The organism is Pedobacter sp. B4-66 (assembly GCF_018492665.1).
Lineage (GTDB): Bacteria > Bacteroidota > Bacteroidia > Sphingobacteriales > Sphingobacteriaceae > Pedobacter.
Genome location: NZ_JAFVME010000008.1, coordinates 54,732 through 80,648 on the forward strand (window position 1 = coordinate 54,732; position 25,917 = coordinate 80,648).

Below are 25,917 nucleotides of genomic sequence, written 5' to 3' on the forward strand. Positions count from 1 at the left end.
TGCTTTGAACTAGGTTACTGAGATACAAGTTGAACAATTTTATTCTGGTCTCCAACTAAAATAATCAAACAGATTTGTGCTAAAGTTAAATAAGGTTAAATATTTTACAAGTACGGTAAATACTTGTAAATTAAAGTCATACATTATAAATCTTATCTTCAAAAAACTCAAATATAAACGCTATGAAAATTAACCTCTTAATTGCTATGCTTCTGATCTGCGGAACAGTAAATGCACAAATGCTGAAACTAAAACCCGGGCAAAAATTTAGTTACGATGCCATAAACAGCAGTGACCGGAAAGCCAAACAATATAGTTCCAATACTTATGAGTACTGGAAAACCAATTTTGAGGTGATCAGTCATAAAAACGGCATATACACCTTAAAAGCATCACCGGAAATATTTCTGACCAAATGGGGCGATGGTATTCATGATTCTACCGTTCCTTTTGAAGAACAGCCGGCTGTTTTTATGGCAGTTGCAAAGAAAGTGATGACCATTTCCTCCTATGAATTAAAGATCGATGAAAAAGGGAACATTACAACAATAAACGGAATACCTGAAATTAGGGCAGCTATCATGGCCAAACTGAAAGCTCTAAACATTCCGGAAGGTTATGAAAAACATCAGAAGCTGCTTGAAGTGGTTGCTTCTGAAGATTATTTTAAGGAGCGTTTACCCTTCTTTAAACACCCGGTACGTTCTTTTAACCGTGACACCACAGTAACTCAGCGCTCGCCTGAAGGCGCTGAGATGGGCACTACACATACCATCACAAAATTTAACCTGATCACTACATCAAAAGATAAGTTCATTGGCTTATCTACTCCGCTTATGTCAGAGGCCAAAGCGAAATTGAACTATGCTGATTATTATACGCCTTTCAACAAGGCAACCCGTAAAATTCAGGAACTGGCTAATCAGCACCACCGGGAGAAAGGAAGCCAGACCGTTGAAGCGGAAATCTTGAAACAATTGGATTCACTGGACAAGGGCTTTGCAAAAGATGACTACCGGTATTTGGGTGCAAAGCTCGGCGTTTTAACCTACCTAAATGGTGGCAATTATCAGGAGATTCTCGAGAAAGTGCCCTATGAAAGCTTACCTGGTGAGAATGACATTGACAATAAAATGCGCGCTGACCTGGGAAAGGGTGATCTTAGTAAGGTTAAAAGGGCCATTGAGTTGTCCTTCACGAAATTTAAAGGAAAAGATTATTATCCGTTGAACATGCCGAACACCGCCAACTCCATACACGAGAATTTCGGTGGGTTGATCTTCCGGACTCAGGATCAAGCAACGCTGCAAACTGCGTACAACATTATTAAAGACCTGGAGGAACTCAAAATCCAGATCGTTACTGATATGCTCACAGGACTGAAGACCTATGTACAGGCAAAGCTATCGACCGATCAAGCTGTGCTGGCGGCAATAGCCAATACCCATTTCAATACAGCGTATGATAAAGCTGGACTTTACCGAATATTGATTTATGATGAGCTCGTAAAAAAACAGGTTCCGGATTCCATCAAGAGCGCCTATATCGATTACACCATAGATCTGATAAAGAAAAAAATGGATCAGATCGACTCAGGTTCCATAGAAAATATTCCTTCCTTCATCTTTAAAACCTTCATTACCGGGAACAAAATCATTTACAAAAAGAACCTGGCAGATGCCTATTACCGTAAAAGTAAACTGGATAGGAAGACTGAAGAATCCTATTTGCAAATGGCAGCAGATTACCTGCCTACCCAACAGGATATTGTAGACAATGAGTTTGGTTTAAAAAGCGAATACAAATTCACACCCTTTGTTCCCTATACTGATCTTTATTTAGCTTCCGGTGGCAGCACCGGCATGAATGATGAGGCCAAACTTAACAAGTATGTCGACATGGTGATCCTCGAACCGGAGCGTTATACCACTTTGAAAGAAAACTACCTGAAAGCTTATCCAAATGGTGATTTCAAGGCCTTCTTCAACTCGGCATTGAAAAGTAAACTTCCCGTAATTCCAACTTTCTCCTTAAATGAGCGGTCAGGAAAAACAGTTGCCAATAAAGATCATGAGAACAAATTTGTATTTGTAGATTTCTGGGGGACCTGGTGCGGCGCCTGTGTAGCGGAAATAGATAGAATTGAAGCCATACATCTGAAGAACCCCAATCCCGAAAAGCTCGTGGTAACCACGATAGCTTGTTATGATAAGAAGAAGAATGTAGATGACTTTATGGCGAAAGAAAAGTACAGCTACCAGGTGCTGATGTCTGACGGAAAAGTGGAGAAGGATTTCAAGATCAGAGGCTATCCGACCAAACTCCTATTACTTCCTAATGGAGTGTATGTGACGATTTCCTTCTTTTCAAATTACGAAGATATTTTGAGCAAATATTTAAAATGGGAGATTTAGCCCGAATATTGAAGCTTGACACATTATTTTAACGTTTATGTCAATAAAATGGAGATTTCGCTAACGCAGGTTCTTTCCCACTTTTCCGAAATATACTAATCTGAAATCCCCCTTATTTCAAGCCAAATCGGGTGCTAGTTTTTACTAGTACAATTTAATAAGGAGGATTGCCTAATGTATTTATTGTTTGTAACTTTAATAGAAAATGGAAACAAAAGGCCTGCTTTTTATCCCTGACATTAGTGGCTTCACCCGATTTGTTACAGAATCTGAAATCAACCACAGCCGAGTGATTATACAAGAATTGCTTGAATTGATCATCAATGCAAATCAAATGGGTCTTGAAATTTCTGAAATAGAAGGTGATGCCATTCTTTTTTATAAATTCGGAGAACCACCGCAACTTAAAGAATTGTATCAGCAAGTGGCGCAGATGTTTTGCCAGTTTCACAAAAATCTGATGGCTTATGATCAGAGGAGGTATTGCCAATGCAAGGCTTGTACTTCTGCAGCCAACCTTTCCTTAAAAGTCATTACACACTACGGAGAGTTCACTAAATACAATGTAAAGAATTTTAGCAAGCTGATTGGTAAAGACGTAATTGTTGCACACCAGTTGTTGAAGAACGACATTGCTCAACATGAGTATTGGTTGGTTACCGAAGGCCTCCTAAATCATGTCCCTCCTACTGATTTTACAGAATGGATGAATTGGACTGACAGCATGAAGCAGACAGAGTCTGGAGAAATACACTTTCATTACACACAACTTAGCGAATTAAAAAATGAAATTTCTAATGATCCATTACCCCCGTTAAGCCTTTCCGGAAAAAAGAAAGTACAGTCTGCTTCAAGTGTCTACAAAACTGACATCATCACCTTATTTCATGCTACAGGTGCATTTGAATTCCGCCACCTCTGGTGGGAAGGTGTAGAAAAAGTAGAGGAACTCCATCACTTTTTACCAAGGATCGGTATGAAGAGTAAATGGACATTAAACAACGGAAAAACACTGTACTATTCCAGCAGCTATTCTTATACAGATGATAGAATAGAATTCAGTGAAACAAATGAAAAAGGAGATCAGGTAATTTATTTCACCCTAATCAAGCAAACAGACAGGGAAACAAAACTTACCATAGCTATTTATAAAAACAGCAACTGGATTACTAATCTTATTTCAAGACCATCAGATCAGAAAAAACAGGAAGCTATGCTTCAGAAATCATTAGAAAACATAGTTCCATTATTACAAAAGATTCCTTTATAACAATTCACTTCAGCATTTAATCTTCGAACCATGAACAGATTTTATTTTGAGAAAAAGTCAGGAAATACCCAACTATGATAAATAAACAATTTTTGAAAATAGTTGTTGTAAAATTTGAATACTAATTAAAAATCAAAAGAATGATGAGCTCAAAATCACTGTTAATCGCGGTGCTGTGCATCACATTAACAATTAGTGCAAACGCACAGACAAAAAAAGAGGTTGTAAACGCCAAAAAACAACTACAGGAAATTTTAAAAGCAAGAGCAAAAACTGAAGCGAATCTAGTCAAATTTGACACATTAGATTTTGTGGTTTATAGCACACAAGATTGGAAACGTCTACACGAAACGCACGCCCAAAACATTAAAGTAATATATCCTGATGGCAGCATTACTTATGGTATTGAAGAGCATATTAAGCAATTAAATCCCTTGTTTACCTTTGCGCCCGATACGAAAATCACTGTACATCCTATACGTTTTGGCTCAGGAATTTACACTGCAGTAACGGGATATACTGAGGGTACCTTTACCAAGCCAATGATACTCGCGGATGGGACTTCAATATCGGCTACGGGAAAATCCTTTAAACTTCCTATGTGTACCATAGGTATTTGGAAAGACGGTGTAATGATAGAAGAACAATTGTTTTGGGACAATCAAAGTTTGATGAAACAGATTGGCTTAGCAAAGTGATCACACAGGGGCCATCATTAGTTAACATCCCTTCACCATTAAAAATATGATATTGGTGATGGAGTTGTCATAAATAGCAATGAAGAAATTGAACAAGCTTATAAGCCAGATATGTCTCTATAAAAGCCTTTAATATTTGATTTATTACTATTATTTTTAACACAGGCATGGGGTTATCTGTGGAAAGCCATGCTTTTTTAAAAAAATTATGGAGCCTCATTTGTTTTTCAGGTATTTTGTTGTAGCAGGTCTCATCAACATTTTCATTCTTGTCCTGTTTTTAATAAAGAACAGGAAGATAAATAGTGTATTGTTCCTGTTATTCAGCTTTTTACTTTTGGCATCTTTTCAGGCTATTCTCAATGCGTTTGATACCAAGGCTTTCTTCCTGAGTTTCCCACACATGACCAGGATATCCTGGCTGCAACTCAGTTTATTTGGTCCGCTCATTTATCTTTTCGTAAAAAAATTCACTTCAGTATCAAAAAAAATGGAAAGGCAGGAACTGATTCATCTCCTACCTTTTGCCGTTTACCTTACTATACTCGCTCCCTGGTTTTTAAAGACTGCAGGAGAAAAAAAAATACTGATCAGTAACTTTCAGGGCTGGAGTACCGCCGATTTTGGTTATCTGAACCAGTTTAACTTGTTGATGCTAGTGTTTTATTTAAGTATTTCGCTAATCCATTTCAAGAAGTACCAGAAAATGATCAGGGAAACCTTTTCAGATCTGAACAATAGGAAGCTGAACTATATCGGCCAGTTCTTGTATGGAATATTGCTCATCCTTTTGATTTCGGCGCTTGGATTTTATGGAAAAAAGTGGAATTTACCTGTGATTCATCATCTTTACCATTACAATTATATTATGGTAGTCCTAATGGGGTACTGGGTCGCCTATCGCATATTGATACAACCTGAAATCTTTAAATCCGTTGAGAAGGAAAAATACCTTCCAAAAGAAAAATATGAAAAATCGGGGCTGACACCGAGCATGCGGGATGAGTTGTATCAGCAAGTCATCACCAAAATGGAAGTCCAAAAGTCTTACCTGGACCCCGATCTCACGATCGATACCCTCTCTGCCCAAATCCAAAAGTCCAGGCATCATGTTTCCCAGACCATCAACGAGTATACCGGGAGAAGCTTTTATGATTTTGTCAACTATTACCGGATCGAAGCTGTAAAGTCTGCTTTACTGGACCCTAAAAATACACATCTGACTATCTTTGGCATCGCGCTAAACTGTGGCTTCAATTCCAAAGCAACTTTTAACAATGCATTTAAAAAATTTACAAATACTACTCCCTCAAACTTCCAAAAAAGCAAAAATATCCCGTTCAATCTTGTCGGCTAAGTCGACAGCAATAACTGTGAAGCTTAATTTTGCCAAAAAAATGAAAATGAGATCAACCATTCTGTTGGCATGTATTTTTTTTAGCATGCTAACCACCGCACAACAAAAGTATACTCCTGCTGAACTACACCAGGACTTAAAAGTAGCGAGACAAGCTCTGGAAGAAGCCCATGCCGGATTTTATAGGTACAGGTCAAAAGCGGAGACGGACAAATCCTTTATCAAACTGGAACACCAGCTGAATAAGGACATGACGGAGCTGCAGTTCCTGAAACTACTGAATCCTTTTCTGGCCGGCATCAAAGACGGGCATACTAAATTCCATCGTGATGGAAAACCAGACGATCACTATGCTTTTCACGAGAAAGGGTATTTTCCTTTTCAATTGTACTTTGTTAATAGCAGAGCCTTTCTGAGAAATTCTTACCTTCAGGATCAGACACTTGAATCGGGTACAGAAATCATCAGCATAAACAAACAGCCCATTTCTGGTGTGATTAAAACGCTCTTTAATCAAATTTTCGCTGACGGGGATGTGACCAGCTCCAAGTACCAGGAATTGAACATGTACTTTGAAGGCTATTATGCAGATTATATGGGCGTATCAAAATCATTTCAAATCGGATACATGGATTCAAAGGGAAAAAAACAAACCGGAACTTTCCCTTCAGTGAGTAAAGAACAGGTTAAAAAAGAACAGCCTAAAGAAGACCCTCTTAAGCTTTCCTATCCTCAGCAAGGGACTGCCCTGCTCAGGATACCAGTTTTTTTTGAACACATCGGAAATATTTCTTTTGAAGATTTCCTAAAGAATAGCTTTGCGGAGATCAGAAAGCACAATATCTCTTCGCTAATCCTTGACCTGAGAGACAATGAAGGAGGTTCGGAGAAGCTGGGCATCCTGCTGTATTCTTATCTCTCTGATACTCCTTTCAATTACTACGATCACCTTAACGTGGCTTCAAAAGGACCTTTTTCATTTGCTAAACATGCGACCTTTCCTCCGGCAATGAATGAAATGCTAAAATATGTAGAACAAGATGGCGGGGAGTTCCGCTTTAAAATGTTGCCAGGCCTGGGGCTTCAGCAGCCACAACCTGAAACCTTTAAGGGGAAAGTATATTTGCTACAAAACGGACGTAGTTTTTCAGTAACCAGTGAATTTGCAGCAATTGCCAAAACCAACAAAAGAGCAATCCTTGTGGGTGAGGAAAGCGGAGGTGCCTATAAAGGCAACACCAGTGGTGATTTCACCAGAGTCAGCCTCCCGAACACAAAGCTGGGACTCGACATTCCGCTTTTGGCTTTTCACATGCACCTAAAAGACCCGGCTGTTGGACATGCAGGGGTTCCGGTTGACTACTTTGTTCTACCCACCATTGCTGACATTTTGAAACAACGCGACGTGATTCTGGAAAAAACGCTGACCCTCATCAAGCCTTAAACATCAAAAAATTTAACGTACCAGAACTGTCTTGTCGTATGTTCGATTTACTCAAGATATTTCAGGATTCTTCCCTGCCCAGCAGCGTGCCAGAGTTCGAGCATAGCTTACTCTGATACTCAAATAAAAGGGTCATTCCCCCAATACCCCTTGGGAAAAGAATCAAGCTTACTATTCAATAGGTTAAATTGAATAGTAAGTTTGATTGAAAAAAAATGACCTGGATTTCGGTGACTTACCAGACCCGTTAGTGCAGGATTTAATTACTTTTCAAATAAAATATTTTTACTTAAATTTATGGTGGATTTAATTCGCAGACAATAAATTTCAAAACCCACCTTAATCAAGTGACTGCCTGATAATTAAACTTAGCTAGCCAACACTAGGGAGATTTTTTTGCCTTAGATAATCACTTGTTTCCTATGAAAGAACCACAATATATCGTTGCTATTGGTGCCTCTGCTGGAGGATTGGAAGCTCTTTCGGCCTTTTTTGAACACACTCCAATGGACGGAATCTCCTATGTTATCATCCCCCACCTTTCACCGGATTTTAAGAGTAGGATGGTGGAAATCCTTTCCCGCCATAGTGAATTGGAAGTACTGGAGGCCAATGAAGGGATGACTGTGGAAGTCAATAAGGTTTACCTGATCCCAAATACAAAATACATGGGGATTAGTGAAGGTCGTTTGTTCCTGATCGATAAAGAAGGACAATCACTACCACATATGACCATAGATGCATTTTTCATCTCCCTTGCTCAGGAACGTGGAGCCGAAGCAATAGGTATTGTACTTTCGGGTGTAGGCAGTGACGGGTCCTATGGAGGAATCGCAATCAAAAATGCCGGTGGTGTGGTCATGGTGCAAGATCCGAACGACGCCAAATATGACGGGATGCCAAGGTCTGCTTTGGGCGTTATAGATACTCCCTATGTCTTTTCGGCCGAAGCCTTGCCAGCTGCCATTCAACGATACATCACAGAAAGAAATGAAGTAGATATTTCCCTGCAATCCCCTATCGGTGAACAGGGATTGTCCAACTTTGTAAAGCTCATCAAAGACCAGTCTCTCTTTGATTTTACCAATTATAAAAATGGCACCTTGGAGCGAAGGATCAGGAGGAGGATGGCCCATCATAATATCGCTGAGGTAGATTCCTTCCTGACCTACCTGCAAAAAAATCCCCAGGAAGTAGAACTGCTGATCCGCGATTTTTTAATCGGCGTAACTTCATTCTTCAGAGATGTGGAAGCCTATGAGATTTTGGAGCGTGAAGTGATTCCAAAGATCATTGCTTCCAAGTCAGACGGCGAATTATTGAAAGTGTGGGTAACTTGCTGTGCAACAGGAGAAGAAGCCTATTCTCTGGCTATTCTTATCAAAGAATACCTGGTAAGACATGAGATTAATTTAGAAGTCAAGATCTTTGCTACCGACATCAATGAAACTGCAGTAAAGCAGGCTGCAAAAGGTATTTTTTCTAACAATATTAGTAAAACAGTTTCCGCTGAACGATTGACAAAATTCTTTGACCGAGCGCCTAATAGTTTTAAAATCAAACCGGAAATACGGGAGATGTTGATCTTTGCCAGGCATGATCTGACCAAGAATCCCCCCTATTGCCATGTAGATTTGATCAGCTGTAGAAACATGCTCATTTACATCAAGCCTGTATTGCAAAAGCAAATCTTGTCTAAACTGGGATTTGGTCTTAGAAAAAATGGTTACCTTTTCCTGGGTTCTAGCGAAAATATTTCGATCGCTCAAGATACCTTTACAGAGATCAGCACCAAATGGAAAATTTACCAGAGTATCAAATCAGACCGTATCCTGGACTTTGATAGTCAATTAACCACCCCTTTCAATGATTTTTCTATGAAATTTGACAAAAACGAAATCAAAAACGAAATCAAAGCCGTAAGCTTGCCAGGGCAAGCCAATCTGGCTCCGGATCTGAGTGAAGTCATTCTTTCTGAAAGTGGCTTTTCAGGGGTAATCATCACTGAAGATGGGAAAGTCAGCCGGGCTTTTGGGGACCTTAGCCCCTACCTTAAACAGGAACGGTTCAAATTTACGCTCCAGGAACTTTTACCGGAAAACCTCAAGCTTGCATTCAGTGCAACACTTCAGAAAGTAGTCAAATCAAGCCAAAGGGAAAGAATCAACAACATCAGCTTTACGGAACCGGAAACCGCCAAGCATAGTATGGCGGATCTGATTATCAGTCCGTACACAGATAGGAAAAACAGTACCGTTGGCATGCTGGTTCTTTTTAGAAAGTCGGATGCAGCTGAAAAACATGTTCAGGTACCTGATTTCAAGATTGATATCCAGACTTCTGAATACATTGCCCAGATGGAGGAAGATCTGACGCAGGCAAGACTTGATCTGGCCTCATCTAATGAGTTTCTGAAAATGTCCAGAGAGGCAATGCAGGCCTTTAATGAAGAACTACTTTCCTCGAACGAGGAGATGCAAAGTGCAAACGAAGAACTCCATTCGATAAATGAGGAACTAGAAACAGTCAATGCTGCACATAAATATACGATCAATGAACTGACCGAACTGAATGATGACCTTAATAATTACTTCCGCAGTAATGTAAATGGTCAATTATTTGTGGACAAGGATGTGCTGCTAAAAAAATATTCCCCGGGAGCAATGGACCACATCAATATACGGGAGAGCGATATCGGACGTCCATTGAGTAACATTACAACGAATATCAAGTTTGAAACACTGATAGACGACATTAAAAAAGTAATACAAAGTGGCGAAGTAATTGTTAAAGAGATAGAAAACAACGAAGGAAGACTCTATCAGGTGATGACCAGTCCATATTTAAGAAAGGGTAGTCAGGAGCCTGACGGCGCCATCATCACTTTTTATGATGTGACCGAGCTTAAAAAGACCCAGTATCAGCTGGACAAGCGTACAAGGATGCTTACCCTGGGAATAGATGCCTCTGAAATGGGAATCTGGTCCATAGATGTACAGAACCGGGATTTTTTCTCTTCTCAGCGCCTAAAAGAGATATTTGGCTTTGAAAGCAAAATGCAACTTAACCTGGATAATGTCATTGCACAAATCGAAAACAGCCATCAGGAAATGGTACTGAAATCCATTGAAGCGTCCATACTCAATGATGTAAATTTTGTGGTCGAGTTTCCGATCACCAGGTTGAACGACAATGGCCACTGCTGGATCAGGGCAATAGGGAGTCTTTCTCTTAACAGGGATGCAACAGCGGTATACCTGACCGGGGTCATGCAAGATGTTACCGACAGTAAACTGGACGAGCTTCTAGAAAGTGATTGATCGTCCCTAACTTTTGTGCCGTATTTCTTAGTACATCGTCAAAGTGATATTTGAAGATAATTCATTATTCCTTCTAATTAGGAAGGATATAATGTGATACCCAGTACACAACAAAGGATAAATCACCTAAAAAGTGTTCAGTAATATGATTTCGTCTCTTTTCGTCAAAACCATTAAAATCCCCAATTGTTATGTTGCTGTAAAGTAGCTATGAGGTTTTAGATACTGCCTATCCTTTTTCAGGTTAGTAACAATTAGCGCTCCTGTTTTTTCGTACTTGGTTTCAATATTTTCAGGTTCAATCTTAAAAGAAAGGAAATGACATGAATAATGTGACGATTAACAACAAAGGACAAGCAAAGATATTCAAAAATCCGTATCTGGAAATGCTCAGTAAAACCAAACCCTGGGTCATTTATGCGCTATACATCCCCCTAAATGTGTATCTTGTCTACTATGCAGGATCGAAATTGCATCTTCCTGTAGGCCTCATTGTTCTCTTATTTCTGGCCGGGATGTTCAGCTGGACCCTTTTTGAATATTTGGTCCATCGTTTTCTATTTCATTTTAAGGCCAAAAGTGTAACAGGCAAACGTCTGGTCTATATTTTTCATGAAAACCACCATGAGTTTCCAAGAGACCAAGCCAGACTCTTTATGCCTCTCGTACCCAGCATACTGATGTCTTCAGTGATGCTACTCATTTTCTGCGGAGTTTCTTATCTGGTATCGAGATCCCTGGCATCCGCACTGGTATTTTTCTCCGGCTTTATTAGCGGATACCTCATTTATGTTTCCATTCATTTTGCTATCCATGCTTACCGACCACCTAGGTACCTAAAAGTGCTATGGCGGAACCACCATTTACACCATTACAAAAATCCAGATAAAGCCTTCGGAGTAAGCTCTCTGTTATGGGACAAAATATTTGGGACCTTACCTGATCATATCAATTGATTTTAATTCGGGCTTAAACATCAAGTTAAAAACATGAAGGCATCAACAACATACCGCAATTTCATCATCATGGTAATTCTGCTAACCATTCAAAGCTGCCAACAAGAAAATAACGCAGAAACCAAAGATAACACAGTTACAGTTACTACGGCTAACCCGATAAGGAATAAAAAAGTAGCGGATTCCGCTTCACTGGAAAACAGCATCCAGGTAGACATGTTTATTCAACAGATCGCTTTGGGGGGAATGTTTGAAATTGCCATCGGCAAACTGGCCATTGATAAAGCACAAGATTCCGACATCAAGAGTTTCGCAGAGCAAATGATACAGGAATACAGTAGGATCAACTTAGAAATCAGTGCGCTGTCGGCTACAAAGGGACTTAGATTACCCGGTGTGCTGCAACAAAAACAGCAACGGCAAGTCCAGGAAATGAATACCATGAAGAACGAATACTTTGAAAAACTATACCTGAAAATAGTCATTCATGAACTTGACAAATATATCGAACTCTTTAAATCTGCATTAAACAGCCCGGATGGTGAAGTGAGTCACTTTGCACAAAAGTTCTTACCAGTCCTGCAAATGCAACGTCAAGGCGCCTATGAACTACCCGGCTCCATCAGGTAACCCTAAACATAATACTTAGGGAGTTTTTCTGCTTTATGACTTTGGAAAAGTCTATAAGTTTTATAAACTTTTGAAAACCTGCTTTGTTTTATAACAAGATACTGCACAATGGCTACTTGAGGTACTGTCGGACAACAGTCGAGTAGCCCGTATTAAGCTTAAAATCGTGAAGCAGAAACTACAAGTACTTTTTATAGCCATTGCGATCAGCATTGTGGGATGCGGTTCAAAGGATCATCAAAGGGATGCAAAGGACTTGCTCATAACCGATACCGTTACAATAGATACAGCAGATATGGGTGCAGCTCCGGCAGATACCACAGCAATGAATACAGGTACCATGGCTAAAGGACAGCCTTAGCTGCAGTATCACGAAATTAAACTTAAGCATCATGAGCACTTCTAATCAAACACATAATCACCAAACCATCAGGCAATGGGCCGAAGCACGAAATGGCATCCCCGCCCGGGTAATAAGAACAGCATTAAACGACGAGGAAGGTACTTTGAAAATTCATTTCCCAGAATTTGGTAAGGCAAACGAACTCCAGGAGATAAGTTGGGAAGATTTCTTCAATGATTTTGAAAAAGAAGAACTTGACTTTTTATACCAGGAACAAAAAGCTAATGGTAAACCAAGTACTTTTTACCAACTCGTAGCCCGACTAGGTTCAGGGCCGAGAGTCCCCACCTTAAGGGATAAAGAGCTGAGCTAAGCGAAATCATGGGCCTATCAGCATCCATTGCAGGGCAAATCCTATCACAAGGACCTATGTCCTTTCATGATTTTATGGAAAGGTGTTTATATGACCCAAATCAGGGCTACTACACCGGCAAAGGTAAGACGCCAATAGGGAAACAGGGCGATTATTACACCAGTCCTACCCTTAGTCCAGTCTTCGGCGCCATGCTGGGCAAACAGCTGGAAGAAATGTGGAAGTTCATGGGGTGTACATCCTTTACGGTCGTAGAATACGGAGCAGGAACCGGCCAGCTTTGTCAGGCTATACTCAATTACCTGAAAGCCAATAAAAAAATGTATACATTGCTACGCTACTGTATCATAGAAAAAAGTCAGGCGATGCAGCAACTGGCAAGACTGCATTTACCTGATCAGGTAGAATGGTACCAGGACATCACGGAGATTGGCCAAATCCAGGGTTGTATCTTGTCTAATGAACTGGTTGACAATTTTGCTGTACACCGGGTAGTGATGAAAAAAATACTCATGGAAGTCTATGTAGACTATGAAAATGGTTATGCAGAACAATTAAAACCCGCTAAATCAGCACTCCGGGCTTATCTCTCTGAACTCAACATCAAACTTCCCAGAGGATACGCAACTGAGATCAACCTGGAAGCCCTGGACTGGATTACAAGCATTGCCTCAACCTTAAAAAGCGGGTATATAATTACCATCGATTACGGATATAAAGGTCACCGCATCTATAACGCCAACCAAGATGGAGGAACTTTAATCTGTTATCACCAACATGCAGTCAATGATTCCTTTTATACACATATAGGAGAACAGGACATCACCTCCCATGTAAATTTCACTGCACTAAGCCATTGGGGAGCAAAAAATGGATTGAAAGAAAGCGGATTTACAGATCAGGGTTACTTTCTGACTTGTCTCGGTTTCCGCGAATACCTCCTAAATGTACTTGCGACAGAAGAAGACATCGTTCAGGCAGCCAAACAGGCGACATTTCTCAACCATATCCTGCTGGTGGACATGGGTAGTAAGTACAAGGTACTGATTCAGGAGAAAGGCGTACAGTCCAATCCCTTGTCCGGGCTGGCCAATTGTCCCGCTGTATGATCAATTTTATTTAGCAATCCTTCAGAACAATTAAAGTTATGGAACAGAATGCAGGAGAGATTATTGAACATGTTATTCGGCGTCAAATATTATAGCTAAAAAAAATATTGGTTATATTTACGATAATTTCCCCCTGAATTATTTTAACCGACAACCATCTCATTCTATGCATTGTAATTCTACAATTAGTAATCGCAACGCTCATGACATTTTTTTTGAGCAATGTCCCCTTCCGATGTGGATCTTCGATTCAGAGAATTTTCAATTCCTGGAAGTAAACCCGGCCGCAGTTACTCAATATGGCTACAGTGTCGAAGAATTCCTAAGCATGACCATCTTGAACATAAGACCGGTCGAAGACATTTGTTCCATCATTGATGTAGTTAATGAAAGTAGAAGGACTAGAAAATCTTATCGATATAACCACCGTCATATTAAAAAAAATGGGGAGGTAATCCAAGTTACTATTGCAAGCACTTATATCGAATTTAAAGGGAAAGCCGCCAGGTCAGTATTAATTTTGGACATTACTTCGGTTTTAAAAGCTAAAGAAAGACTTGCTTTAAGCGACAGGCGATTCAAATCCCTTATACAGGATAGCACAGCATTAATAGCGACTCTCAAGAATGATTTCAATTTTACATTTGTAAGTACTAAAGAAAGACTTGCTTTAAGTGACAGACGATTCAAATCTCTTATACAGGATAGCACAGAATTAATAGCGACTCTCAATAGTGATTTCAATTTTACATTTGTAAGCCCTTCCTCTTTAGCTGTTTTAGGGATATTTCCTGATTCCCTCATAGGTGAAAAGGCGCTGGATTTTATCCATTACGATGATAAACGCAGAATTGTAGCAGAAATCAACGAGACACAACCTATAAAAAGTATCCATCTTTCTCCTTTTAGATTTAAGACTATACATGGGGAATGGCGCTGGTTAGAGGTAAAGCTTAAAAATTTAATCCAGGATGAAGCGGTGAAAAGTTTCGTATGCAATGCAACTGATGTTACTTCGAAAATGCAGGAGGTTCACAAGCGTATGCAAGAGGAAAAATGGTCCAAAATCTTGGAATCAGTAGTGATCAATACCCTGGATGGTATAATGGTACTAGATGCCGACCAAAATAATGGGACGCCAATCGTCTATGTAAATCAAGCCATGTTGAACATTTCAGGCTATACCCGTGATGAGCTAATTGGTAAGGACTCTGCTATTTTCCATGGGCAAAATATTGAGCAGCAAGGGCTGGAAACATTTGAAGAAGCATTAAAAGGAAAAACTACATGTAGCGTTGAATTGGTTAATTATACCAAATTAGGTGTGGAATACCATATTAGCATTACCATTTCACCAATATTAAGCGATGAAGGCGTAGTGACACATTGGATTTCTATTCAACGAGACATTACCAAATTCAAGTACGAGATTCAGCAATTAAAAAATGAGATTCAGCAATTAAAAATCAAAAACAGCGGTATAACCTGAAAGAATGATAATCAAAATGAGTTCGGTTTGCGTCGGCTTTTTAAAGGCTGAAAACCTAATAATCATTGAGTCTACTATTTCTCAGTGTAGATCAGTTTTTGTTTGGCGTATTTGTATAGATTGGAGGTGGCAAAACATACAGAGCATCCCGATCTTGTGAGGGGTTTAGCGATTTGGAATCAAGGTCTCCGTACCAATATACCGTAGAGGAATAATCAACGACCCCACCATCCCAGCTGATAAGTTCAAATTCAAGCTTTAAATTCTTTTTAAATGGTATGACATCCAGATTTCTTGTTCTTAGAAAGGTATTGTATCCTCGAGACGCTTCATCATCTTCTCGCGGTGCACCACCGAATGGTAAAAAGTATACATGTATGGGAGCAAAAGTAGTATTGTAGTAATCCTCAGTCCCGCAACCGAAATGTGAAGGAAACTTTTCGTCGTCTACCCAGATATGTTCATCACCTTCGCCGTACCAGCGTTTGCTGTAATTATAAAGAGACAACAAGTCCCCTTTAAAAATACCTCTTCCAACAAGGCTGGCATTGTTATAATCCAATCCTTTATTCGTCTCCAGTTTATTTTCCTGGCGCCATGCTGCATGAAAGTAAAGGGTGTTTTCTTTCCATTTCCAATCACTGACATTTGCCGAAAGGCTAACTTTGGCATCATACTCGGAAATGTTTTCAAGCGCTATAGTTGCAGATTTTTGATATGGCATTGTGAATCGCATGGTCACGTTACCCTTTCCGTCAGCAGTTAAATACCAGCTGTCCACCTTTGGGGCACCCATCCCTGCGCCCGAAAAATCACTTAGCGGCGCCCTTACAGTTTCTGTTCCATCAAATGTAGCCTTGACAATTAAACCGCGCATCAGCTGGCCATAATCTTCGGGTCTGAATCCATTGATTTTAAAACTCAAGGTACGGATGGCCTTTGCACCATCTGGAAGCTTCAGCTTCACGACTGAGCCTTTGGTCATTTTTTTTGAAATACTTGTTGCACCCATGGAGTAGGCCGTCGGATTCAATAGCGTCGTGGAGATTTTATCGACCTTCGATTGGAGCTCACTTGCATCCTCAATGGTAAACGTTTTCACGGGGGTTCCCGGAGCGTATGTCCTATAGTTTGCATGGAAGTAATGAGGACGGTTAAGGTCATCTACCGTAATCTTACACCTTTTGCTATAGGGTATAGGGTAATAAAATGAACTTCCCTGGGTGGTTGCATAATGTTCGTGTTTATATAGCAATCCTGCTGGTACCTGTACAGGAAAACGAGCGATGTCATAAGCAGGAATAACTATCCGCGCTTCCGGTTCATCGTCAAAATATAATCTCAAATTTGTACCAACGGCCTTACCCGTAGTAATTATACGCGTCAACACACCTGGCCCTAACTGATCAAAAAGTACTTTTTCAACTCGCCCTTGATTAGCCTCATATCTGATAAAACCCGCTCCGTCATCATTGGCATGCCATGACGAGGTACCTGGAAGCACGGAACGTCTGTCGTAACTGGTCTGCAGTTTGGAGGTATAATAGGGCTCAGGAAAAACTACATCGCTTTCAACAGAGGTCATCTCCTCTAAAAGTGTAGCGAGTGTAACCTCTTGATGTGGTTTAACCCCCATTTGAGCATAAGAATCTAAACCCATTACAAGTATTAAAATAAGGGCAGGAATTTTGACCTTAAGCACATTAGCTATAGGCTGTTTGAATCTTCTTTTTATAAAACTGTTCATTTATATGTGGTTATTATTTTTATTTTCTGCAGGCTGATTACTTTTCCTTTTGTCTATAGAAGGTAAAGGAGATGGTCATCTTAATCACTCTTTATAATTACACGAATCAAGCCTTTATTTTAATCGTTTAAAGTACAAACTAAAAAAAATTACTCTTTGGAGGAATGTTCAATAATTAATTCTGCTTCCAGATTTTCCTTCCTGACAAACAATGATAATTACTTTAAACGATTAAAGTAATTATTTTTTTTATTTCTTTAAAAAAAAATGACCATTTCGCCATTATTGTTGTATTACCACAAAAACTGTTTTTACAAAAAAAATGTATCTAAGCAAAACATCAATCTTTTATACGGAAATTATTTTACGTCTACAGAGAAAATCTCGTTCAGATTTTTGTGACATCTATTGCACTTACGATACTGTTTGTGTTAAAAAAAATGTAGTGTATCAACGCAGCAAGTAATCCCGTCGCAGGAATGGTCAGTATCCAGGCATAGATATAGGAATCGTTACCCCCCAAAATGGTATTGTGGCAGTTTTAGCCAATTCCCCGGATGCAATTCGGATAGTATGTTATCCAATAATCAGTTTATGCATGGTCCGACTTATGCTTTTCTGGCTTGATCTCCGAATCGATCATTTCCTTTTCCATTTTTTTCTTATCCTTGTTATTCTTTCGGATCAGGAAAATGATGAATACCACAAAAGCTATGAATACTGGAACTGCAATGGTGTAGTTAATTTCCATAATAAAAAACGGATAAATGGAGCCAAATAGTTTTGTTTCTATTGTAAAGGTAACAAGTCTATATGAACTTAAAGTTACGAAATAAAATACAGAACAAATAAAACAACCAAACCTAATGAATTGATTACTAGTTCGTTTACAACACACCCGTCTTTAAGCTCCAATTGTAGATTACTTCTGTTTTTGCATATTGAACCTACTCAATGTTTCTCTTGACACCCCAAGATAAGCCGCAATCATCGATTTAGTTACCCTTTGAAAAAGGGTCGGATACTGTTCATAGAGCTCAATTTTATGCATTTCGCTACAAAGTCTATTCTTATCGGAAGCAGAGAGATAAAGTGGGAATGATGTCAGATCTCAAAAAACAACAAGCCTATGCCCAAATCAATAAGCAGCCGTAAAGTAGGGAAAATGGTATTCCCCCATTCATAGCATCCCAGAACTAGAAAATGTACTAAAACATCAAATAAACGAACTCGACAATTAGATGATTTAAGCTAAGACATTATTCACATAAATTTAACGATAAACAATAAGCTACTTAATCTCCTATGGATAACTTGAGGCTATTAATCTTATTTGACATGAAAGCAAACACTGGTGAGATAGTTGAACTAGTTATTCGACGTAAAAATATTAATATAAGTAAATTATCACGTCGAATGGAGGTAAACCGCAGTACGTTGTACAGCTGGTTTAAACAAAAGCAGCTCCCTATTGAAGTCATCCGAGCAATAGGAAAGGCCATAGATCATGATTTTTCTGAGGAATTTCGAGATGAATTTAATAAGAGGGGATCGTCCGACATCGGACATAGCCCTCTAAATCCTGCGACTATTGAACAGGATAATAATCAAGAGATTGTTACTTACTGGATGCAAAAATATATCATCTTACTAGAGGAATATAATGCAGCCGTTAACCACTTACATAAAATTAGTCCTAAACAAATTAAACCGATGAAGTCTGCTTAAGATCAAGCGCCCATTTACACTGATAAAGACTTCTCTAGAGGATGATGTAAACACAACAAAAGTTGTGTTAAATAAACAAGACGGGCCTGCAATTCTGGTAGGACATTCCTGGGGAGGCGCGGTAATTACAGAAGCAGGTAATCATCCTAAAATAACCGCCCTGGTCTATATCGCTGCTTTCTAGCCTGACAATGGAGAAGCTGATTTCATGTATGCTTCACAGGGCGCTTTCTATGCCAAAGGTTTTACTACCCCTATTAATCATGCCGCCTGGAGAGATAAACCGGCTTATGGATTAATCGCAACTGAAGGAAAAAGTATTACATCTGAAATTCAACACACCTTGTACAACCGCTAAGTGATCGTTCAAGATTTCTTTAAAAGTGATGCTTTGATTTATAGGTTCCCAAAAGACCAAGGATATCATCCTGACTAACCAGGGCAGGATTATTGAACTGCTTATCCAAAAGGTATGTTGGGATATCCAAAGAACCTCCTGTTGTGATCACAGAAATACCTCCGTTTATCTTTTTATAAGACTGGTAATCACCAATTCCAGGATCAAATTCCTGGGCTCTAATCAACAGCTCGTAAATGACATATACAGAGAATTGCATGCCATAAAATTACATGATTAAACCCACATTAAATTATACTGTCTTGTAAAGTTATATACGCATAAGACCTTTAAAGAAACCTGTTTTCTATCTTACAGTTTTCAGTATTTCAATATTTCGGCCTCATTTATACTTGCCGCGCAGAACCCCATAACAAAATGTTATACAACTATTTAAACATGAAAATATTTTCAGATGATTAAATGGGTTAAGTGAGCAATTTTTAGCACTTCCATTATGATAAACTCAAAAACAAACACAACATATTCATTTTCGGCTATATACAATAAAACCGGAAAGGTGATCTAAAAACAATCACTTTTCCGGTTCTGCGGGGTATCCGGGGGGGCCATTAGAACACCTAGAAGTGATTTTAGCCATCATTAGAGAGGTTTACAAGGAAAAATAAAAGATCATTAGATCATAAATACTTTTTATGTCGGTCGGAAGTTCCGCTAACAGAGATCATTCGATTCTGTTCCAATTAGACCAGCTTTGTAAAGTAGTACAATATATAGAATAATCGGAATTGTTAGTACTTCAAAGGCACTTAGTGAGTGGTCAATTTTTCAGAGAATAAAATGAGATAATCAATCCAGTATCTCCAGGTTTTTAAATTTCAACAAGATCAATATATACCTGACTTTGAATAAGCTTTTAAAAAGGCCAAATGATTACATTATTTAATACCCCAATGCTTATTGGGTTTCGGTCCTAATTCAATTTCGAGATAACCTCCGCTAAAAAATTTTTCTATCGGAAATTCGAAACTATTCCATTTTTCACCATTCAATTTGGTCTGTTGGATATAGATATCATCAGGATTTGATTTCTGAACGACAATATCAAATGTCTTCATTTTCTTGGCCTCATCACGAGCTGGGAATCGTAGCTTAATACTGTCGAATACAGGGCTTGTGATTTCCAATTTCGGATCTTTGCCAACAGCCCCTTGAATATCAAATAAACCCACAGCCATTAAGACTCCCAGTGCTCCCATTTGCCCTTGATCTTCATCACCGTTATACCCGCTGTAGGGATCAGTTCCCCCAAATGATAACTCCTTAACTTGCCTTACCCAATACTGTGTTTTCCAGGGCGCTTTAGCATGGCTAAAAAGGTGAGCTAAATGGCAGGACGGCTGATTCTCATAGTCTATCCATACGGCCGCGTGTTCACCATGTGGAGTCACAAATCGATCGGGTTGTGTTTTCAAAAAATTAGAGTCAAGTTTCGCAACAAATGACTTATTTCCCCCCATCGCTGTAATCAAACCATTCATGTCTTGTGGTACATAATAGGAATAGATAGCAGAATTACCTTCGATAAACCCTGGTGAATTAAATTTACTTCCTTTAAGCACTATGGGAGAAAACCCTTCCATCCATTCACCCGAAATATGACGTTGGCGTGCCCAACCTACTTTTGGGTCAAAAACATTTTTCCAATTCGTGGCTCTGGCTTTAAACAACTTAGCATCTGCACTATTTCCCATTAATTCAGCCATTGATGCAAGACACCAATCCTGATAAGCATATTCTAATGTCATTGATGTGCCCCCTCTATGAAAACCATCACCCCGGTCTTTAATCTCAACCGGGACATAGCCCAGGTCGATATACCAATCCATACCACCCCCAGCCGGAAAAGAGCCATATTCATAACCAGCACGATCGCGTATTCCCCCTACAAATGCATTCTTCCTTGCGGCAGCATACGCTAACTGTAAATCGAACGTAGCCCTTCCTGTAGAAGTCAATGCAGCAAGAAGCGGTGTGGCATGATCGCCAACCATTACGTACGCATAATTGCCTCCCCATGAGGTACGTGCCATTGTGCCTGCGTTCCTATAGTAATCCAGAAATGTTTCAGCCATCCAGTTTCCATATTCAGGATAAACAAGAGACCATAAAATATTTAAATTCCACTGCGTTCCCCAAAGCCCGTCTCCATCCAAAAAGGGTCTTGTGGGTTTCCCTTCCTGATCAAGCGGCAGCTGGCGAATAACAGGTTGAGGGCCTGTCCAGTCAGTATAAGAACCGTCAACATCACTTGCAATTCGCTTCGATGCAGTATGCATCAGATCCGTGTAAAGCTTCACCTGTTGCTTGTGAGTGCCTCCTGTTACCTCGATTCTTCCCAAATAGTCATTCCAAGCGTTCTGTGCTTGAGCAACAACTTGTTCAAAGTTCCAATGGCCTAACTCTGCTTTCATATTCATGCGCGCATGTTGAGTACTAACATAAGAAATAGCTACTTTGGTAAGAATCTGCTCCCCCTTCTGCATATCTTTGTAAGTAACAAATACACCGCTACCCTCTCCTTCTACAATGTTGGCTTCAGCTTCAACCATAATAGCTTCCTTCTTAGGGTCAGTTTTTTTCCAACCTGAGAAATGAGCAAATGGTTTATCAAATTTTGCAACGAAATAAACGATAAAGGGCTTTTTCCTTCTCAGTGTAGGTGCCATAATCGAATATCCTTCCAACTCATAATCATTTATTTTTTTTGTGAATGAATAAGACATTTTTACAGGCCCCAAAGGAGCGCCTAAATCAAGTAGGATGTGAGCATCCGATGACTGTGGAAACGAATACCGGTGCATACCTACCCGATTGGTAGCGGTAAGTTCCGCCGTGATCCCATATTCCTCTAGAAATACTTTATGATATCCTAATTTAACAATTTCCTTCTCGTGGCTAAATAGCGATTTATGAGCATCTAAGCCCTTATTCCCTCTACATTCTCCAACAATTGGCATGATTGGAATACCTGCAGTTTGTGCATTATGAACGTGGGAGAAATTGAGAATATACTCATCTCCGTAACGATAACCTGCATCCCAAAGATTACCATGTTTCGTATCAGGACTTAATGCAACCATACCAAAAGGATGTGTCGCCGAAATAAAGTAGTCAAATCGAGAATGATATGTATCGATCAGAGGATTTGCTAAATCCACCGGCCTCTCTTGCGAAAACGAGGATAAACATGTGCAGATGAGACATCCGCTTAATAAAAGTATATATCTAAAGTTGATCATAATTACGAAAATTATTCAAAAACAGCACTACTACACCAATCAAACCTAAGGTTTTAAGTATTGCTCCCTGAATTATAAAGCTCTTTATAGTTAACTTTAGGGATTCTCTTTCCTAATCCCTCCAACTCTTTATCACCATCAAATAACAATGGAAAACAATTACCATCAAGTATCTTATCATGAGGCATATCAGGGAAACTTTTTAATGCATCTAGTCTTGAATAATCTTTTGTATTGCCCATAGTAAATGAACTCATTGCGTTAATTACCACTGCCCTTCTAGGTTGATCTGAATAATTTTCATAAGATCCATGCATCATAAGAGGATGATGAAAACTAGCATAACCTTTTGGTAATTCATTAGGTAATCTTTTCTCAAAAGCCTCTAATTGCTCCTCAGTTAATATTTCTCTAACAGCATCCATACTACCAGTTAAACCGGAGATTGGGAGCAAGCCCCACTTATGGCTTCCTGGAACAAAATATAAACAACCATTTTTTATACTCGCATTATCCAAACCTATCCAGCAAGTGAGATGATGCATTGGTTTTGTAAATGTCCAATAAGAAAAATCCTGATGCCAGGCTACTACCCCACCATGTTTAGCTGGTTTGCAAAACAACTGATCATGGAAAATCCTAAATGACTGGCCCAACAATTGATAAGCAGCCATACGATAGGCAGGTGACCATAATAAGTCATGAAAACCTGGAGTTATACGCCATGCACCTATTGCATGAAAAAGTACCTTTTCAGGATCTTCTGATTCATTGCTTTCATAATGATAAAATAACTTCTTTTTTTCTTCATCCAACGACTGGAGCACTAAAAGTTCCTCATTTAGCAGATCTACTTGTTCTGTGGTAAGAATCTTAATTCCACTAACAAATCCATCTCTTTCAAAAGCAGCAACCTGCTCCTCAGTTAACATGTATTGCTCCCAGTCTTCAGCCGTTTTTGGCTGTTCAAACATGCTGCTTATCGGATTACTATAATCCGAAAAATCAATAGTTGATTTAGTGTTTATATTGTTCATACTTATTGGCTTTAGGTTTAAGCTTGTAATTCCCTACAGTTATTCTTTTGTGATATGTACACCTTTTACATCACTGACGATGGTGTATAACTTTCCCTGCCAGGAAACATGCTGCAGTTTCCCATTAAATCCACGGGGTACGTTCGGAGATAACAAAGTTGGTTTATCTGCTGAAAGATCCGGACGAAAGCCAAAAAACGAACGAATAATCACTTCTGCAAATGCTGTTCCGCAAACTTCATTGGCGTCTTGCCCCCCACGGCTTGCTGTCCTAACAACGGGATCATTACCTCTGCTTTCAGCGCCAACGAACTCGTGAGCCTGGGCATACGGGCCTTCATGCGTAACTGCCTCAGATGCCCTAAGAAAGGCAAGCGCTTTATCAAAATCCCCAAATCGACACATGACATCCATGGTCAAGGCAGGCCATGCATCATAACTTCCCAATGGCCCATGATCGGGACGGTCAGATTTTTCCGCAGCAGGGTCTTTGAAAGACATCGCCCGCATCCATGTTTTAGTCAGGAGTTCAGTTTCCACAAAATGGTTCATCTCAGATTTGATCTTAGGTGACAAATCCCCTTCAAGTGCCTGCCCTACAGTTATGTAATCAAAACAATGGCGGATGGGTACTTTCTTCCCGGTGGTATCCATTGCGTTCCAAACTCCTTCTCCCGGTTCATAAAGTGCCAATACAAATGGCAGCAGCTTCTCTGCTTTGGACCGAAGTTCCTTTGCCCGATTAAAGTTCCCTAATTTTTCATAATAGCTGGCAGTTCTCCTGAGCATGTAAACACTAGCCGCATTAAATGAGGAAACTCCCTGTATATAGCTTGGTGAGCATTCCAGCAAATTCGCTGGTCCACCATAATTGGCAAGCAAACTTTCTTTAGTCAATGGCCTTCTTTCATAGAACGTAGCCATATCGTCCAAATGTTGGAGCATTGTTTTGCCATTCACTATTTTCTTCAGAAAAGAGGTATCACCGGTTACCCCCAAGTAGGCATCCAAACTGCTAAAGATTGCCCAATCGTTGGCTGCATACCAAGGACCGGAGCCCTTACCGGACAGGTAATCCACGGCATAGCAGTTACGCGTGTCCTGCAAAAACCATTTTGACAGTTGCTCCTTCATTTCCTTTGGTTCCAGGCTAGCCCAGGTATTCGGCCACATCGCAGCATCCCAGAAGTAAACCAATGTATTTGCCCAGGTTGGTCCTGCCGTAACAAAACTCCGATTACTATAGGGAAGGTTAATTCTGCACATGAGCAAAGGTACAAGTGCACTTTCATAATAGACCCGACGAATTTTGAGGTCATCAGTTATCAATATTGGATAATGCCCTGAGAAAAACTTACTGCCGGGTTTAAATGACATCTGCCAACGGGACTCCCATTTCGATTTGGCAGCGCCAAATTCTGCATCAAAGTTTTCCGTCCACTTTCTGGCCGTAGCTGTTACTGATGGGACATCTTTGCCTATGGCATAAGCCAATTCAATGACTTGACTCTTTCCTGGTGCAAGCGTTATTATCCAGCTGGTATTACCTTTTCCTTCTGCCGCTATCAATTCATCTGGTCTTGGATTGAAGGAATAAACTGTTACCGCAGGTGATGAATTATCTTTAATTAAGAGCGTTTTTCCCTCCTTGTTAACGGAAGCTACAAAATTACTGTCTGATGGGCGATAATTACCCCATGTAGCCCATTTCTCTGAAGCATACAAACGATTTTTACCGGAACCTTTCATAGAAAGGTTTAGCACCTGGGCTTTTTTGGAATGGTTATGCATCCTCAAGCGGATCAATACTCCCTGCTGTTCAAATGGCATACGCATGGTTGATTCCAATTCCACGCTATTTACGGTAGCTTTTCTAAGCACCTGACATGGATGCCATTGTGAAAGTGTAGCGTTTAAAGGCATCCCATCCAACAGCAATTCACCGGACAGACCACCCTGAGCATATGGGGGAACTGTCAGGTTCTGAAAAGCAGTAAGGTTTTGTGAGGCCTGGACCCCGCCCACAAAATTCATGACTGTAGGGAAGCTACGAAGTGTATTTACCTCTATCCATTGACCCGACAATTCGTCGAGTGAAGGAATAGCCAAGGTATTGATTGTTTTTTGCGAAGATAAATGATTATTATTTTCACGGTTTTGTGCAAGTACCATTACAGGCAACAACACCAGCAATAAAATTGCTTTGATTTTCTTCATAGCTACTTATTATCTCTCTGTCACTAGTTAAGAGTTTTGACGTTCTTCAATAGTGAATTATATTTGATATCTGACTGGTATTAGTTTACATTGTATTGGTAATTGCGACCTGAAAACTAGCACCT

Annotated in this window: 21 protein-coding genes; 15 read left to right on the forward strand and 6 right to left on the reverse strand. The window is 39.8% G+C overall.

Features of this window, described 5'->3' with window-relative positions; all coding sequences use genetic code 11:
- The first annotated feature begins 182 nt into the window (after positions 1-182).
- The 12 genes from J1905_RS14680 to J1905_RS14735 all read left to right on the forward strand — a co-directional run bounded on the left by J1905_RS14680 (position 183) and on the right by J1905_RS14735 (position 15,403).
- Positions 183-2,414 (forward strand): TlpA family protein disulfide reductase, encoded by a 2,232-nt coding sequence (locus tag J1905_RS14680; RefSeq protein WP_214228037.1) that lies wholly within the window; start codon positions 183-185, stop codon positions 2,412-2,414.
- Between the two features lie 205 nt (positions 2,415-2,619).
- A complete protein-coding gene (locus J1905_RS14685; RefSeq protein WP_214228038.1) occupies positions 2,620-3,684 on the forward strand; it encodes a DUF2652 domain-containing protein in 1,065 nt (354 codons plus the stop codon).
- A gap of 140 nt (positions 3,685-3,824) precedes the next feature.
- Positions 3,825-4,382, forward strand: coding sequence for an ester cyclase (locus J1905_RS14690; RefSeq protein ID WP_214228039.1), 558 nt, complete (start codon positions 3,825-3,827; stop codon positions 4,380-4,382).
- 208 nt (positions 4,383-4,590) lie between these two features.
- A complete protein-coding gene (locus J1905_RS14695) occupies positions 4,591-5,739 on the forward strand; it encodes a helix-turn-helix transcriptional regulator (protein WP_214228040.1) in 1,149 nt (382 codons plus the stop codon).
- 46 nt (positions 5,740-5,785) lie between these two features.
- The gene (locus J1905_RS14700) at positions 5,786-7,183 is read left to right on the forward strand and encodes a S41 family peptidase (protein ID WP_214228042.1); all 1,398 of its coding nucleotides are present in this window, start codon (positions 5,786-5,788) and stop codon (positions 7,181-7,183) included.
- Between the two features lie 422 nt (positions 7,184-7,605).
- Positions 7,606-10,503, forward strand: a complete 2,898-nt coding sequence (locus J1905_RS14705) for a CheR family methyltransferase (protein ID WP_214228043.1) — start codon at positions 7,606-7,608, stop codon at positions 10,501-10,503.
- A 323-nt stretch (positions 10,504-10,826) separates the two neighbouring features.
- A complete protein-coding gene (locus J1905_RS14710) occupies positions 10,827-11,459 on the forward strand; it encodes a sterol desaturase family protein (RefSeq protein ID WP_214228045.1) in 633 nt (210 codons plus the stop codon).
- 33 nt (positions 11,460-11,492) lie between these two features.
- On the forward strand, positions 11,493-12,089 hold the full coding sequence (locus J1905_RS14715) for a DUF4142 domain-containing protein (protein WP_214228046.1): 597 nt from the start codon (positions 11,493-11,495) through the stop codon (positions 12,087-12,089).
- A 166-nt stretch (positions 12,090-12,255) separates the two neighbouring features.
- Positions 12,256-12,450, forward strand: coding sequence for a hypothetical protein (locus J1905_RS14720; protein WP_214228047.1), 195 nt, complete (start codon positions 12,256-12,258; stop codon positions 12,448-12,450).
- 31 nt (positions 12,451-12,481) lie between these two features.
- On the forward strand, positions 12,482-12,805 hold the full coding sequence (locus tag J1905_RS14725; protein ID WP_214228048.1) for a hypothetical protein: 324 nt from the start codon (positions 12,482-12,484) through the stop codon (positions 12,803-12,805).
- A 191-nt stretch (positions 12,806-12,996) separates the two neighbouring features.
- Positions 12,997-13,914: a class I SAM-dependent methyltransferase gene (locus tag J1905_RS14730; protein WP_284445117.1), complete on the forward strand. Its 918-nt coding sequence runs from the start codon at positions 12,997-12,999 to the stop codon at positions 13,912-13,914.
- A gap of 166 nt (positions 13,915-14,080) precedes the next feature.
- Positions 14,081-15,403: a PAS domain-containing protein gene (locus J1905_RS14735; RefSeq protein ID WP_284445114.1), complete on the forward strand. Its 1,323-nt coding sequence runs from the start codon at positions 14,081-14,083 to the stop codon at positions 15,401-15,403.
- Positions 15,404-15,494: 91 nt separating this feature from the next.
- On the opposite strand, the gene J1905_RS14740 is transcribed toward J1905_RS14735, so the two are convergent.
- Complete coding sequence (locus tag J1905_RS14740; RefSeq protein ID WP_214228053.1) at positions 15,495-17,150, reverse strand: glycoside hydrolase family 172 protein; 1,656 nt, start codon at positions 17,148-17,150, stop codon at positions 15,495-15,497.
- Positions 17,151-17,742: 592 nt separating this feature from the next.
- Positions 17,743-17,901: a hypothetical protein gene (locus tag J1905_RS14745; protein WP_214228054.1), complete on the reverse strand. Its 159-nt coding sequence runs from the start codon at positions 17,899-17,901 to the stop codon at positions 17,743-17,745.
- Positions 17,902-18,488: 587 nt separating this feature from the next.
- Between J1905_RS14745 and J1905_RS14750 the strand changes: the two genes are divergently transcribed.
- The 3 genes from J1905_RS14750 (at position 18,489) to J1905_RS14760 (ending at position 19,236) form a co-directional block, all read left to right on the forward strand.
- Positions 18,489-18,878: a helix-turn-helix domain-containing protein gene (locus J1905_RS14750; RefSeq protein WP_214228055.1), complete on the forward strand. Its 390-nt coding sequence runs from the start codon at positions 18,489-18,491 to the stop codon at positions 18,876-18,878.
- A 64-nt stretch (positions 18,879-18,942) separates the two neighbouring features.
- Positions 18,943-19,062 carry an alpha/beta fold hydrolase gene (locus J1905_RS23740; protein WP_350027984.1) on the forward strand — a complete coding sequence of 40 codons (120 nt, stop codon included), beginning with the start codon at positions 18,943-18,945 and terminating at the stop codon, positions 19,060-19,062.
- Positions 19,063-19,086: 24 nt separating this feature from the next.
- Complete coding sequence (locus tag J1905_RS14760) at positions 19,087-19,236, forward strand: hypothetical protein (RefSeq protein ID WP_214228057.1); 150 nt, start codon at positions 19,087-19,089, stop codon at positions 19,234-19,236.
- Positions 19,237-19,255: 19 nt separating this feature from the next.
- Here J1905_RS14760 and J1905_RS14765 read toward each other — a convergent pair whose 3' ends face one another.
- The 4 genes from J1905_RS14765 to J1905_RS14780 all read right to left on the reverse strand — a co-directional run bounded on the left by J1905_RS14765 (position 19,256) and on the right by J1905_RS14780 (position 25,792).
- The gene (locus J1905_RS14765; protein WP_214228058.1) at positions 19,256-19,495 is read right to left on the reverse strand and encodes a hypothetical protein; all 240 of its coding nucleotides are present in this window, start codon (positions 19,493-19,495) and stop codon (positions 19,256-19,258) included.
- 679 nt (positions 19,496-20,174) lie between these two features.
- A complete protein-coding gene (locus J1905_RS14770) occupies positions 20,175-22,538 on the reverse strand; it encodes a GH92 family glycosyl hydrolase (protein ID WP_214228059.1) in 2,364 nt (787 codons plus the stop codon).
- Positions 22,539-22,591: 53 nt separating this feature from the next.
- Positions 22,592-23,575: a phytanoyl-CoA dioxygenase family protein gene (locus J1905_RS14775; RefSeq protein ID WP_214228060.1), complete on the reverse strand. Its 984-nt coding sequence runs from the start codon at positions 23,573-23,575 to the stop codon at positions 22,592-22,594.
- 39 nt (positions 23,576-23,614) lie between these two features.
- Entirely contained in the window at positions 23,615-25,792 is a 2,178-nt protein-coding gene (locus J1905_RS14780; protein WP_214228062.1) for a glucosidase family protein, read from the reverse strand.
- Positions 25,793-25,917: the final 125 nt, after the last annotated feature.

What these genes read in the sequence shown, in the direction of transcription:
- J1905_RS14680 (WP_214228037.1), top strand. Translation starts at nt 183, where the DNA reads ATGAAAATTAACCTCTTAATTGCTATGCTTCTGATCTGCGGAACAGTA.
- J1905_RS14685 (WP_214228038.1), top strand. Translation starts at nt 2,620, where the DNA reads ATGGAAACAAAAGGCCTGCTTTTTATCCCTGACATTAGTGGCTTCACC.
- J1905_RS14690 (WP_214228039.1), top strand. Translation starts at nt 3,825, where the DNA reads ATGATGAGCTCAAAATCACTGTTAATCGCGGTGCTGTGCATCACATTA.
- J1905_RS14695 (WP_214228040.1), top strand. Translation starts at nt 4,591, where the DNA reads ATGGAGCCTCATTTGTTTTTCAGGTATTTTGTTGTAGCAGGTCTCATC.
- J1905_RS14700 (WP_214228042.1), top strand. Translation starts at nt 5,786, where the DNA reads ATGAGATCAACCATTCTGTTGGCATGTATTTTTTTTAGCATGCTAACC.
- J1905_RS14705 (WP_214228043.1), top strand. Translation starts at nt 7,606, where the DNA reads ATGAAAGAACCACAATATATCGTTGCTATTGGTGCCTCTGCTGGAGGA.
- J1905_RS14710 (WP_214228045.1), top strand. Translation starts at nt 10,827, where the DNA reads ATGAATAATGTGACGATTAACAACAAAGGACAAGCAAAGATATTCAAA.
- J1905_RS14715 (WP_214228046.1), top strand. Translation starts at nt 11,493, where the DNA reads ATGAAGGCATCAACAACATACCGCAATTTCATCATCATGGTAATTCTG.
- J1905_RS14725 (WP_214228048.1), top strand. Translation starts at nt 12,482, where the DNA reads ATGAGCACTTCTAATCAAACACATAATCACCAAACCATCAGGCAATGG.
- J1905_RS14730 (WP_284445117.1), top strand. Translation starts at nt 12,997, where the DNA reads ATGCTGGGCAAACAGCTGGAAGAAATGTGGAAGTTCATGGGGTGTACA.
- J1905_RS14735 (WP_284445114.1), top strand. Translation starts at nt 14,081, where the DNA reads ATGCATTGTAATTCTACAATTAGTAATCGCAACGCTCATGACATTTTT.
- J1905_RS14740 (WP_214228053.1), bottom strand. Translation starts at nt 17,150, where the DNA reads ATGAACAGTTTTATAAAAAGAAGATTCAAACAGCCTATAGCTAATGTG.
- J1905_RS14745 (WP_214228054.1), bottom strand. Translation starts at nt 17,901, where the DNA reads ATGGAAATTAACTACACCATTGCAGTTCCAGTATTCATAGCTTTTGTG.
- J1905_RS14750 (WP_214228055.1), top strand. Translation starts at nt 18,489, where the DNA reads ATGAAAGCAAACACTGGTGAGATAGTTGAACTAGTTATTCGACGTAAA.
- J1905_RS14760 (WP_214228057.1), top strand. Translation starts at nt 19,087, where the DNA reads ATGTATGCTTCACAGGGCGCTTTCTATGCCAAAGGTTTTACTACCCCT.
- J1905_RS14765 (WP_214228058.1), bottom strand. Translation starts at nt 19,495, where the DNA reads ATGCAATTCTCTGTATATGTCATTTACGAGCTGTTGATTAGAGCCCAG.
- J1905_RS14770 (WP_214228059.1), bottom strand. Translation starts at nt 22,538, where the DNA reads ATGATCAACTTTAGATATATACTTTTATTAAGCGGATGTCTCATCTGC.
- J1905_RS14775 (WP_214228060.1), bottom strand. Translation starts at nt 23,575, where the DNA reads ATGAACAATATAAACACTAAATCAACTATTGATTTTTCGGATTATAGT.
- J1905_RS14780 (WP_214228062.1), bottom strand. Translation starts at nt 25,792, where the DNA reads ATGAAGAAAATCAAAGCAATTTTATTGCTGGTGTTGTTGCCTGTAATG.